Annotated in this window: 8 protein-coding genes; 4 read left to right on the forward strand and 4 right to left on the reverse strand. The window is 61.3% G+C overall.

Going from position 1 to position 12,559, the window contains the following annotated elements; translation table 11 throughout:
• Positions 1 to 225: 225 nt before the first annotated feature.
• From aceK to GQ39_RS02100, 3 genes are all read left to right on the forward strand, one after another.
• On the forward strand, positions 226 to 1,944 hold the full coding sequence (gene aceK / locus GQ39_RS02090; RefSeq protein WP_047526895.1) for a bifunctional isocitrate dehydrogenase kinase/phosphatase: 1,719 nt from the start codon (positions 226 to 228) through the stop codon (positions 1,942 to 1,944).
• Between the two features lie 195 nt (positions 1,945 to 2,139).
• On the forward strand, positions 2,140 to 6,051 hold the full coding sequence (gene hrpA / locus GQ39_RS02095; protein WP_047526897.1) for an ATP-dependent RNA helicase HrpA: 3,912 nt from the start codon (positions 2,140 to 2,142) through the stop codon (positions 6,049 to 6,051).
• Positions 6,052 to 6,379: 328 nt separating this feature from the next.
• Positions 6,380 to 7,501 (forward strand): beta-ketoacyl-ACP synthase III, encoded by a 1,122-nt coding sequence (locus GQ39_RS02100; RefSeq protein ID WP_047526900.1) that lies wholly within the window; start codon positions 6,380 to 6,382, stop codon positions 7,499 to 7,501.
• A gap of 74 nt (positions 7,502 to 7,575) precedes the next feature.
• Here the strand turns inward: GQ39_RS02100 and xopAW are convergent, their stop codons facing one another.
• From xopAW to GQ39_RS02115, 3 genes are all read right to left on the reverse strand, one after another.
• Positions 7,576 to 8,421 (reverse strand): EF-hand domain-containing protein, encoded by an 846-nt coding sequence (xopAW, locus tag GQ39_RS02105; protein ID WP_047526902.1) that lies wholly within the window; start codon positions 8,419 to 8,421, stop codon positions 7,576 to 7,578.
• Between the two features lie 173 nt (positions 8,422 to 8,594).
• Complete coding sequence (locus GQ39_RS02110) at positions 8,595 to 9,644, reverse strand: sensor histidine kinase (RefSeq protein WP_047526904.1); 1,050 nt, start codon at positions 9,642 to 9,644, stop codon at positions 8,595 to 8,597.
• Entirely contained in the window at positions 9,644 to 10,402 is a 759-nt protein-coding gene (locus GQ39_RS02115; protein ID WP_047526906.1) for a response regulator, read from the reverse strand. Before GQ39_RS02115 ends, GQ39_RS02110 begins: the two co-directional genes overlap by 1 nt.
• Before the next feature lie 293 nt (positions 10,403 to 10,695).
• Between GQ39_RS02115 and pyrF the strand changes: the two genes are divergently transcribed.
• Positions 10,696 to 11,394 carry an orotidine-5'-phosphate decarboxylase gene (pyrF, locus tag GQ39_RS02120; protein ID WP_047526908.1) on the forward strand — a complete coding sequence of 233 codons (699 nt, stop codon included), beginning with the start codon at positions 10,696 to 10,698 and terminating at the stop codon, positions 11,392 to 11,394.
• Positions 11,395 to 11,463: 69 nt separating this feature from the next.
• Here pyrF and GQ39_RS02125 read toward each other — a convergent pair whose 3' ends face one another.
• Complete coding sequence (locus tag GQ39_RS02125; protein ID WP_047526910.1) at positions 11,464 to 12,468, reverse strand: NADP-dependent oxidoreductase; 1,005 nt, start codon at positions 12,466 to 12,468, stop codon at positions 11,464 to 11,466.
• Between the last annotated feature and the right edge of the window lie 91 nt (positions 12,469 to 12,559).

Below are 12,559 nucleotides of genomic sequence, written 5' to 3' on the forward strand. Positions count from 1 at the left end.
TTGATTGGACCGACAAGCCGCTCGGTGCGAGGGTTGCGGATGAGTCGATTCATCAGGCCATTGAGGTGTGCGGCGATTTTTTCCTGACTAAACGGTCGAGTTAAAAAAAACGAAAAAACATTGCTGACCCAACCAATTGTCCAGGTGGCGGCCGAAATTACGCTTCTCCTGTACCCGCTTCAGTGGCTAAGCTCTGGCTTCCCGAATTCCCGCAGAGGTCTCACCATGCCGCAGCAATGGCCAGCCGCCGACATCGCCCGAATGATCCTCGATGGCTTTGACGATTACCGCGAGCATTTTCGCCAGATCACCGATGGCGCCCGGGCCCGTTTCGAGCAGGCTCAGTGGCAGGAGACGCAGTCGGCCTCGGCGGCGCGGATCAATCTGTACGAAGACAAAGTCAGCGAAACCGTAGAGCGCCTGCGCACGGCATTTGATACCGACACGCTGGACGTGAGCTCCTGGCCGCTGGTGAAAAGCGCCTACATCAGCCTGATCGACCTGCGTTTCGACGATGAGCTGTCCGAGACCTGGTACAACTCGATTTTCTGCGGGCTGTTCAGCCATGACCTGATCAGCGACGGCTGCATGTTCATCCACACCACCCGGCCGAGCCTGCGCCGGGCCCGCGCCGCGCAAACCCGTACCTATAAACCCCATGGCCAGTTGTCGGGCATGCTGGCAAGCATCTTTGCCGACTACTGCTTCAGCGAGGAATACGCCGATTTGCCTGGCGACCTGCGCCGCCTTGAGGCGCAACTGCGCGAGAACCTGCCGGACTGGGTATGCAAGGACCCGGAACTGAGCGTCGAACTGTTTTCCTCGGTGCTGTACCGCAACAAAGGCGCGTACCTGGTGGGACGCATCTACACCGCCGATGAACAATGGCCACTGGCGATTCCGCTGCTGCATCGCGAGGGCCATGGTATCCAGATCGATGCGCTGATCACCGACGAGGCGGACGTGTCGATCATCTTCTCGTTCACCCGTTCGTACTTCATGGTCGATGTACCGGTGCCGGCGGAGTTCATCGGCTTCCTCAAGCGCATCTTGCCGGGCAAGCACATTGCCGAGCTGTACACCTCGATCGGTTTCTACAAGCACGGCAAGTCCGAGTTCTATCGGGCGCTGATCAACCACCTGGCCAACACCGACGACCAGTTCATCATGGCCCCGGGCGTGCGCGGCATGGTCATGAGCGTGTTCACCCTGCCGGGCTTCAACACGGTGTTCAAGATCATCAAGGACCGTTTCTCACCGTCGAAAAACGTCGACCGTGCCACGGTGATCGAGAAGTACCGGTTGGTGAAAAGCGTCGACCGCGTCGGGCGCATGGCCGATACCCAGGAGTTCGCCGACTTCCGTTTCCCCCTGAGCAAGTTCGAGCCGGCGTGCCTGGAAGAGCTGCTGGAGGTGGCGCCGTCGACAGTGTCGGTGGATGGTGACACGGTGCTGATCCGTCACTGCTGGACCGAACGACGAATGACCCCGCTGAACCTGTACCTGGAAAACGCTAACGAGGCGCAAGTACGCGAGGCCCTGGAAGATTACGGTCTGGCGATCAAGCAACTGGCGGCGGCCAACATCTTCCCCGGCGACATGCTGCTGAAAAACTTCGGTGTCACCCGTCACGGTCGCGTGGTGTTTTACGACTACGACGAGATCTGTTTCCTCACCGAGGCCAACTTCCGCCATATTCCGGCGCCGCGCACGCCCGAGGACGAAATGGCCTCTGAACCCTGGTACTCGATCGGGCCGCTGGACGTGTTCCCTGAAGAGTTTCCGCCGTTTTTGTTTGCCGATTCGGGGCAGCGCAAGCTGTTCAATCAACTGCATGGCGAGTTGTACAACGCCGATTACTGGAAAAGCCTGCAAGAGGCCATTCGCGCCGGCAAGGTGATCGATGTGTTTCCGTATCGGCGCAAAGGCCTGGATAACGAATGACTGATCTGTAAGCGCGTTGTCGGGTCCAACGCTGTCGCGAGCAAGCTCGCTCCCACATTTGATCGTGGTGCCGCCATTTGTGTGCTCGCTGCGACCTACAGTGGGAGCGAGCTTGCTCGCGATCGGCCGCGCAGCGGTCGTAAAATCTGCGACAATCCCCGCCCTGCGCCACTAGACGACTGAATTGCGTACCTGATGACCGACGAATCGCCCTCCATCGACAAATTGCTGAAAAACCTTGATCACGCCATGCTCGCCGGCCGCCACCGGCTGCGGCGGCAGTTGCTTGAGCTGCGCAAGAAACCCGACGAGGCCAAGCTGGCCCAGTGGGTGACCCGCATGCAGGCGTCCTGTGATCAGGTGCTGGCGCGCAAGGCCAGCCTGCCGGTGATTCGTTACGACGACAGCCTGCCGATCGCCGCCAAGCGTGACGAAATCAAGGAGGCATTGCTCAAGCATCAGGTGCTGATCATTGCCGGCGAAACCGGCTCGGGTAAAACCACCCAGCTGCCGAAGATCTGCCTGGAAATCGGTCGTGGCCAGCATGGCTTGATCGGCCATACCCAACCGCGCCGAATCGCAGCGCGCAGTGTGGCCAGCCGCGTCGCCGAGGAATTGGGCACGCCACTGGGGGCGCTGGTCGGTTATCAGGTGCGGTTCGAGGATCAGAGCGATTCCAATACCCTGATCAAACTGATGACCGACGGCATCCTGCTGGCGGAAACCCAGAACGACCGTTATCTGGAACGCTACGACACGATCATCGTCGACGAAGCCCACGAACGCAGTCTCAACATCGACTTCCTGCTCGGTTACCTGAAAACCCTGCTGCCGCGTCGTCCCGACCTGAAAGTCATCATCACCTCGGCGACCATCGACCTGGAGCGTTTCTCCAAACACTTCGACGATGCGCCGATTGTCGAGGTGTCTGGCCGTACCTTCCCGGTGGACACCTGGTACCGCCCGCTGACCCTGGAGCAAGACGAAGAGGGCAACCGCGTCGAGGATGACTTGACCGTGGATCAGGCGATCCTCGCCACCCTCGATGAAATCGCCGCCTTCGAACGCAGTGAACGCCGCAGTCCTGGCGACGTGCTGGTGTTTTTGCCCGGTGAGCGCGAAATTCGCGATGCCGCCGACATGCTGCGCAAGGCCCAGCTCAAGCACACCGAGATTCTGCCGCTGTACGCACGCCTGTCACCGGCCGAGCAGCAGCGGATTTTCCAGTCGCACCCTGGCCGTCGCGTGGTCCTGGCCACCAACGTTGCGGAAACCTCGCTGACGGTGCCGGGCATTCGCTACGTGATCGACAGCGGCACCGCGCGCATCAGCCGCTACAGCTATCGCGCCAAGGTCCAGCGCCTGCCCATCGAAGCCATTTCCCAGGCCAGCGCCAACCAGCGCAAGGGCCGTTGCGGACGGGTCGAGCCGGGTATCTGCGTGCGCCTGTACAGCGAAGAAGATTTTCTCGGGCGTCCGGAATTTACCGATCCGGAGATCCTGCGGACCAACCTCGCGGCGGTCATTTTGCAGATGCTGCACCTGCGCCTCGGCGAGGTCACCGCGTTTCCGTTTATCGAACCGCCGGATGGCAAGGCCATCAGCGACGGCTACAACCTGCTGCAAGAACTCTCGGCGGTGGACCGCAACAGCCAGCTGACGCCGCTTGGACGGCAACTGGCGCGGCTGCCGGTGGACCCGCGCATGGGTCGCATGTTGCTCGAAGCGGCCAAGCTCGGCAGTTTGCAGGAAGTGCTGATCGTCGCCAGCGCCATGTCGATCCAGGACCCGCGCGAACGTCCACCGGAGCGCCAGCAAGCGGCGGATCAGGCCCACGCGCAATGGAAAGACGCCGACTCGGACTTCGCCGGGCTGGTCAATCTGTGGCGTGGTTTCGAAGAGCAGCGCCAGGCACTGACCGCCAGCCCGCTGCGTAACTGGTGTCGCAAGAATTTCCTGAATTACCTGCGTCTGCGCGAATGGCGGGATTCCCATCGTCAGTTGAGTCTGATCTGCCGCGACATGCAGTTGAGCCTCAACAAAGAGCCGGCGGATTACCCGAAACTGCACAAAGCCGTGCTGGTCGGCCTGCTCAGCCAGATCGGCCAGAAAACCGAAGACGGCGACTACCTGGGCGCCCGTCAGCGGCGTTTCTGGATTCATCCGTCGTCGGGTATCGGCAAGAAGCGCCCGCAATGGTTGATGGCCGCTGAACTGGTGGAAACCACCAAGCTCTATGCGCGCATGGTGGCGAAGATCGATGCCGACTGGATCGAGCCGCTGGCCGGGCACCTGATCAAGAAAAACCACTTCGAACCCCATTGGGAGAAAAAGCGCGGCCAGGTCGTGGCGTTCGAACAGATCACCCTGTTCGGGCTGATCGTGGTCGGTCGCCGGCCGGTGCATTACGGCCCGGTCGACCCGGTGGTGTCCCGTGAACTGTTTATCCGTGAAGCGCTGGTGCGCGGCGAGATTCAGTCCAAGGCCAAGTGCCTGACGGCGAACAAGCAGTTGCTGGAACAGCTCGACGAACTGGAAGCCAAGGCCCGCCGTCGCGATATCCTCGCCGATGAAGAAACCCTGTTCGCGTTCTATGACGCGCGACTGCCGGCGGAGATTCATCAGACCGCGACCTTCGACAGCTGGTACCGCATCAACAGCCAGAAAAACCCGCAGCTGCTGATCATGCGCGAAGAGGACGTGCTGGCCCGCGAGGCCAGTGAAGTCACCGCCCAGCATTATCCGGACACCCTGCACATCGGAGATCTGGAACTGGCGCTGAGTTATCACTTCGAGCCGAACCATCCGCGCGACGGCGTGACCCTGCGTGTGCCGGCGCCGCTGTTGCCGATGCTGCCACCGGAACGCCTGGAGTGGCTGGTGCCGGGTGTGATCGAAGCCAAATGCATTGCCCTGGTGCGTAACCTGCCCAAGGCGTTGCGCAAGAATTTCGTGCCGGTGCCGGACTTCATCAAGGCGGCCTTGCAGCGCATGACCTTCGCCGAGGGCTCTTTGCCTCAGGCGTTGGGCCGCGAGCTGCTGCGCATGACCGGTGCCCGGGTCAGTGATGAAGCCTGGGCCGAGGCGGCGCAGCAGGTCGAAAGCCATTTGCGCATGAACCTGGAAATCGTCGACGCCCAGGGCAAGTTCCTCGGTGAAGGCCGTGATCTGGCCGAGCTCACCGCGCGTTTCGCCGAAGCCAGCCAGGCCGCGTTGGCCGTCCCGCAATCGGCGAAAAGCCAGCAACCGGTCGAGCCGAAGGTGTTTGCCGCGGTCGCGGAGAAAACCCAGCAGAAGATCGCCGGGCTGTCGATGACGGTTTATCCGGCGTTGGTGGAGGAGGCGGGCACGGTCAAGGAAGGGCGTTTCTCGACGCCGGCCGAAGCCGAGTTCCAGCATCGCCGGGCCTTGCAGCGTTTGTTGATGCAGCAACTGGCGGAACCGGCGAAGTTCCTTCGCGGCAAGTTGCCGGGGCTGACTGAACTGGGGTTGATGTACCGCGACATGGGGCGTGTCGACAGCCTGGTGGAAGACATCCTGCTGGCCAGTCTCGACAGCTGCATTCTCGAAGGCGAAGACCCGTTGCCCCGTGACGGCGCCGCGCTGGCGTCGCTGGCCGAGCGCAAGCGTGGGGCCTGGACCGAGCATGCCGAGCGTCTGGCCAGGCTGACCCTGGAAATCCTCAAGCTCTGGCATGGTCTGCAAAAGCGCTTCAAGGGCAAGATCGACCTGGCGCAAGCCGTGGCCCTCAACGACATCAAGCAGCAGCTCAGCCATCTGGTGTATCCGGGGTTTGTCCGGGAAACGCCGATGCAGTGGCTCAAGGAGTTGCCGCGATATCTGAAAGCGGTCGAGCAACGTTTCGAGAAAATCGGCGCTCAGGTGCAGCGGGATCGGGTCTGGAGCGGCGAATTGTCCGGCCTGTGGACGCAATACCAGACCCGCGCCAACAAGCACGCCCAGGAGGGCAAGCGCGATCCGCAACTGGAGCTGTATCGCTGGTGGCTGGAGGAATACCGGGTTTCGCTGTTCGCCCAGCAGTTGGGAACCAAGGTGCCGATTTCCGACAAACGCTTGAGCAAGCAGTGGAGCCAGGTCGAGCCATAGAACCGAATACCTGTGGGAGCGGGCTTGCCCGCGAAAGCGGCTTGTCAGTGGCGATGATGTTGCCTGTGCCGCCGTCTTCGCGGGCAAGCCCGCTCCCACAGGTCAAGTGTTGTGTCAGTGGTTCCTGATCCAGCAAAAAGGGGCCAAAACCCAAGGTTTATGGCAAACTTCGCGCCTATAAACGCCGGCCCCGCGGTTTTGAGCCTTTAAGGTTCGGGCGGTACGGAATAAAGCGATGCCAGGTTTGCTTCCTGTGACTGGAACAATCCCTTTGTGTGTTGGTACGACGGTGCCAATACTTTCTGCCTGAACAGATAGAGACACGACCATGCATAACGTCGTCATCAGCGGCACCGGCCTGTACACACCGGCCAACAGCATCTCCAACGAAGAGCTGGTGCAGTCTTTCAATACCTATGTGGCGCAATTCAACGCCGACAACGCTGACGCCATCGCGCGTGGTGAAGTCGAAGCATTGACCGAGTCCAGTGCCGCGTTTATCGAAAAAGCCTCAGGCATCAAGAGCCGCTTTGTCATGGACAAGGAGGGTATCCTCGATCCACAGCGTATGGCGCCACGCCTGCCGGAGCGCTCGAATGACGAATGGTCGGTGCTGTGCCAGATGGCCATCGGCGCTGCCGAACAAGCGTTGCAACGTGCCGGTAAAACAGCGGCGGACATCGACGGCGTGATCGTCGCCTGCTCCAACCTGCAGCGCGCTTACCCGGCGATTGCCATCGAAGTTCAGGAAGCGCTGGGCATCCAGGGCTTCGGTTTCGACATGAACGTGGCGTGTTCTTCCGCCACGTTCGGCATCCAGACCGCCGCCAACAGCATTCAGGTGGGCCAGGCCCGGGCGATCCTGATGGTCAACCCGGAAGTCTGCACCGGTCACCTCAATTTCCGCGACCGCGACAGTCACTTCATTTTCGGCGATGCCGCGACCGCCGTGATCATCGAACGTGCCGACCTGGCCACTTCTCCCTACCAGTTCGACATTGTCAGCACCAAGCTGCTGACCAAGTTCTCCAACAACATCCGCAACAACTTCGGCTTCCTCAACCGCGCTGCGGAAGAGGGCATCGGTGCCAGGGACAAACTGTTCGTCCAGGAAGGCCGCAAGGTATTCCGCGACGTTTGCCCGATGGTGGCCGAACTGGTTGCGGCTCACCTGGAAGAGAACAAGCTGAACGTCAGCGACGTGAAGCGCTTCTGGCTGCACCAGGCCAACCTGAGCATGAACCACTTGATCGTCAAGAAATTGCTCGGTCGTGATGCGACCGAACAGGAAGCGCCGGTGATTCTCGACACTTACGCCAACACCAGCTCCGCAGGTTCCGTGATTGCATTCCACAAGAACCAGGACGATCTGCCCGCCGGTTCATTGGCCGTGCTCAGCTCGTTCGGCGCCGGTTACTCGATCGGCAGCGTGATTCTGCGCAAGCGCTGAGTTAGCGGCCCAGCCGAAAACCTGTGGGAGCTAGCCTGGCGGCGATAGCTCCCACTTTTGTTTCGGATAGAACTTCAGGTCGCGACGTTCAGGTATTTGCCCACGCTCGCCACCTTGTCGAGCGAATACTGCTTGCTCAGGTTGGCAATCATTTTGTTCAGCGCCTCGCTGGTGGTCGATTGAGCCGTGGTGCTGTCGCTGGTTTGCTCGCGGCCGGCTTGCAGGACGGCCTTGAGTTCATCGCTGCTGACGCCGCCACTGCTGTCGCTGTCCAACGCCTTGAGCAAGGCGGCGCTGGTGTCACTGCTGGTCGATGAATGACCGGCCTGTAATGCACTGGTGAGTTCGCTGCCGCTGACGCTGCCATCGCTGTCGGCGTCGAGGCTGCTGAACAGTTCATCACTGGACGCTTGCTGTGGCGGCTGTGGAGTCAGGCTGGCAGCCAATTCGTCCTTGCTGACGGTGCCGTCCTGATTCTTGTCCAGGGCCGAGAAAATCTGGCTGCTGTCGGCGCTGCTGCCCGCGCTGTTCAGGCCGTTGCTCAGTTCGTCGCTACTGATGGTGCCGTTGCCGTCGGCATCCAGGGCACTGATCACGGCATCGGCCAGTTCTGTGTTCGGCGCCTGATCCGTCGACTTATCCGGTGGTGGTGGAGGGGCCATGGCGGCCATCTCTTCGCTGCTCAGACTGCCACTGTTGTCGCTGTCCAGATTGGAAAAATTCTTGCTCAGGCTGACCAGCAGGCCGTCATTGCTTTTCTGCGACAGCGCACTCTTGAGCTCATCCTGACCCACCGAGCCGTCAGTGTTGGTGTCGAGTTTGGCGAGCAGTTCTTTCTGGAACTGTTGCGAACGGGCGTTGCTGGTGGTGGTACTGCTGGTACCGGTGTAGCTCGTGTAATTGCTGACGCTACCAATCATTGGACTCACTCCCTGGAATGGAAAACCGGTGGGTGTACCGGTTTATGCAGACTCAAGGGGCAAGTTGTCGTGGGTATGTGGGGTTTGTAGCGGTCAGTACACATGCACAAGCATCAGGCCAACACTGAACTCTGAAGGTGGATCACTGAACCCAGTGGGAGCCGCTCGAATCTTCAAGTCCGCGGCAGGCGAATGACCGCGGTCAGGCCGCCGCCCGGGGTCTCCTCCAGGCTAAGCTGCCCTCCCATCCGTTCCGCGGCCTCGCGGGCGATGGTCATGCCCAGGCCCACGCCGCCGGAATTGCGATTGCGCGAACCTTCCAGGCGAAAGAACGGTTCGAACACCGCTTCGCGTTTCTCCGCTGCGATTCCCGGCCCATGGTCGATGACCCGGATGATCAACTGTTCACGGTGGTCCTCGAGGCTGATCAGCGCTTGCCCGGCGTAACGCAGGGCGTTGTCCATCAGGTTGTTGATGCATGAGCGCAAGGCCATCGGCTGCACCTGCAGCGGCGCGCAATGACCGCTGGCCTGGACGTCGGCGCCCTGGTCCTGGGCGTTTTCGCTCAGGGACTCAATCAGCGCCTGCACGTCCATCCATTGCGGTGCTTCGCTGGTGCGTTGTTCATGCAGGTAGGTGAGGGTGGCGTCGAGCATGCTGATCATGTCGTCCAGGTCCTGACGCATCTGGCCTTGCAACTTATCGTCGTCGATCTGTTCCAGTCGCAGCTTGAGCCGTGACAGCGGGGTGCGCAGGTCGTGGGATACCGCGCCGAGCATGCGCGAGCGCTGTTTCATTTGCTCAATGATGCGCCGCTGCATTTTGTTGAAGGTCTGTGCCGCCTGGCGCGCTTCCAGGGGGCCGGACTCTTCCAGCGGCGGGCTGTCGAGGTTCTCGCTCAAGCGTTCGGCCGCGTCACTGAGGCGCTGGATGGGGCGGCTCAACAATTTGGCGCCATACCAGGCGGCAACGATCAGCGAGATCAACTGAAAGGTCAGCGGCACCAACGGCCCGCCGAACCACGGCCGCGGTGGTCGTTTTTCGAAACGCGGGTCTGGTGCCGGACGTTGTCCGCCGAAATCTTCGGAAAAGGCCGGCGGCGGTGGGGGCGGCGGCGGACTGTAGTAGTGAAACCAGGCAAAAGCCAGCAGGTGCGCCAGGATGATCGCCACCAACAGCACGCCGAACAGGCGGCCGAATAGCGTATCGAAGCGCCCGCGCATCAGCCGATGTCTCTGGCGTCGAACAGATAACCCTCGCCGCGCACGGTCTTGATCAGTTGCGGCGCTTTGGGATCGTCGCCCAGTTTTTGCCGCAGTCGCGACACCAGCAGGTCAATACTGCGATCGAAGGCTTCGATCGAACGGCCGCGAGCGGCGTCCAGCAGCTGTTCACGGCTCAGGACCCGGCGCGGGCGTTCGATGAACACCCACAACAGGCGGAACTCGGCGTTGGACAGCGGAACGACCAAGCCATCGGCCGCGATCAATTGGCGCAGCACGCTGTTCAAGCGCCAGTTGTCGAAACGGATATTGGCCCGTTGTTCGGTGCGGTCGTCACGCACCCGGCGCAGGATGGTCTGGATGCGCGCCACCAGTTCCCGGGGTTCGAACGGTTTGGCCATGTAGTCGTCGGCACCCAGTTCCAGGCCGATGATCCGGTCGGTGGGTTCGCAGCGGGCGGTGAGCATCAGAATCGGGATGTCTGACTCGGCACGTAGCCAGCGGCACAGCGACAGACCGTCTTCGCCGGGCAGCATCAGGTCGAGCACCACCACATCAAAATGTTCCGCTTGCATCGCCAGGCGCATGGCGGCGCCATCGGTGACGCCGCTGGCATGGATGTTGAACCGGGCCAGGTAATCGATCATCAGTTCGCGGATCGGGACGTCATCGTCGACGATCAGGGCGCGAATGCTCCAGCGTTTGTCGTCGCCGGGCGCTTTTTGATCGTCGTTCAAGGGGGCTTGGGTGCTGTGCATGCGTGCGATTATCTGCCGTGTAGGCTGCCAACCACAAAGATAGGCGGCGAGGTTGTGGCTCCAGCATAGGCGTCCGGCCCGGGGGCGGGAAGTGCTGTAAGGACGTGTTGCGGCTGCCGAGGGTAGCGGGCAAGGGTGTTGTGGACGTGTCGTGTATGTACCGGGCTCGACACAATTGGGCCAGCGGCTAGGATTGCGTGAGCGTTCTCGACGATTTACCGATCATCGGGTCCCGCAGTGGCGCTGCTTCCGCTACAATGCGCGCCGATTTCGACTTGCCTGAGAGCCCACTCATGTCCGCCTGCCAGACTCCTATCATCGTCGCCCTGGATTTCCCTACCCGTGACGCCGCACTGAAGCTGGCCGATCAGTTGGACCCGAAACTGTGCCGGGTCAAAGTCGGTAAAGAGCTGTTCACCAGCTGTGCATCGGAAATCGTCGGCACCCTGCGCGACAAGGGTTTCGACGTGTTCCTGGACCTCAAGTTCCACGATATTCCCAACACCACCGCCATGGCCGTCAAGGCCGCTGCGGAGATGGGCGTGTGGATGGTCAACGTGCATTGCTCCGGTGGCCTGCGCATGATGGCGGCCTGCCGTGAAGTGCTGGACAAGCGCAGTGGCCCGCAACCGCTGTTGATCGGCGTGACCGTGCTGACCAGCATGGAACGTGAGGATCTGGCGGGTATCGGCCTGGATATCGAGCCGCAGGAGCAGGTCCTGCGCCTGGCCGCGCTGGCGGAAAAAGCCGGGATGGACGGTCTGGTGTGCTCGGCGCTGGAGGCCCAAGCCCTGAAGTCGGCACATCCGTCGTTGAAGCTGGTGACACCGGGCATTCGCCCGGCGGGCAGTTCCCAGGACGATCAGCGCCGCATCCTGACCCCGCGCCAGGCATTGGATGCCGGTTCCGACTACCTGGTGATCGGCCGTCCGATCAGCCAGGCGGCTGATCCGGCGAAGGCGTTGGCTTCGGTTGTGGCCGAACTCGCCTAATACCGCTGAAGCTGTGGGAGCGAGCAAGCTCGCTCCCACCGTTGTTTTGAGCTCATTTCAAGCGCTGGGTTAAACCTTCAGCACCAATTTCCCGAAATTCTCCCCGCTGAACAACTTCATCAGCGTCTCCGGGAACGTTTCCAGTCCTTCGACGATGTCTTCCTTGCTCTTGAGCTGCCCCTTGGCCATCCAGCCGGCCATTTCCTGTCCGGCGGCGGCGAACTGTGCGGCGTAGTCCATCACCACAAAGCCTTCCATGCGCGCGCGATTGACCAGCAGCGACAGGTAGTTCGCCGGGCCTTTGACCGCTTCCTTGTTGTTGTACTGGCTGATGGCGCCGCAGATCACCACCCGCGCCTTCAGGTTCAAGCGGCTCAGCACCGCGTCGAGAATGTCGCCACCGACGTTATCGAAATACACGTCGACGCCTTTCGGGCATTCGCGTTTGAGCCCGGCGATGACGTCTTCGTTCTTGTAGTCGATAGCGCCGTCGAATCCCAGTTCATCGATCAGGAACTGGCATTTATCCGCACCGCCGGCGATGCCGACCACCCGGCAACCTTTGATCTTGGCGATTTGCCCGGCAATGCTGCCCACCGCGCCAGCCGCGCCTGACAACACCACGGTGTCACCGGCCTTCGGGGCGCCGACGTCGAGCAGGGCGAAGTAAGCGGTCATGCCGGTCATGCCCAGGGCGGACAGGTAACGCGGCAGCGGTGCCAGTTTCGGATCGACCTTGTAGAAACCGCGCGGTTCGCCGAGGAAGTAATCCTGCACACCCAGCGCACCGTTGACGTAGTCCCCAACCGCAAATCCGGGATTGTTCGAGGCGATGACCTTGCCCACGCCCAGGGCGCGCATGACTTCACCCAGGCCCACCGGCGGGATGTAGGACTTGCCTTCGTTCATCCAGCCACGCATGGCCGGGTCGAGGGACAGGTATTCGTTTTTGACCAGGATCTGACCCGCAGCCGGCTCGCCGACCGGTACTTCCTGATAGGTGAACGTCTCGCGGGTTGCCGCGCCTACGGGGCGTTTGGCGAGCAGGAACTGGCGATTGGTCTGGGTAGTCATGACAGGCACTCAAGATGAATGAAGCCTTGTTGATAGCCCCACATGACCATTGCCGCAAGTTCGGCTGATGCGGCGAATGCAGGCCGATCCA

It is taken from the genome of Pseudomonas sp. 11/12A (assembly GCF_000800055.1).
Classification (GTDB): domain Bacteria; phylum Pseudomonadota; class Gammaproteobacteria; order Pseudomonadales; family Pseudomonadaceae; genus Aquipseudomonas; species Aquipseudomonas mohnii.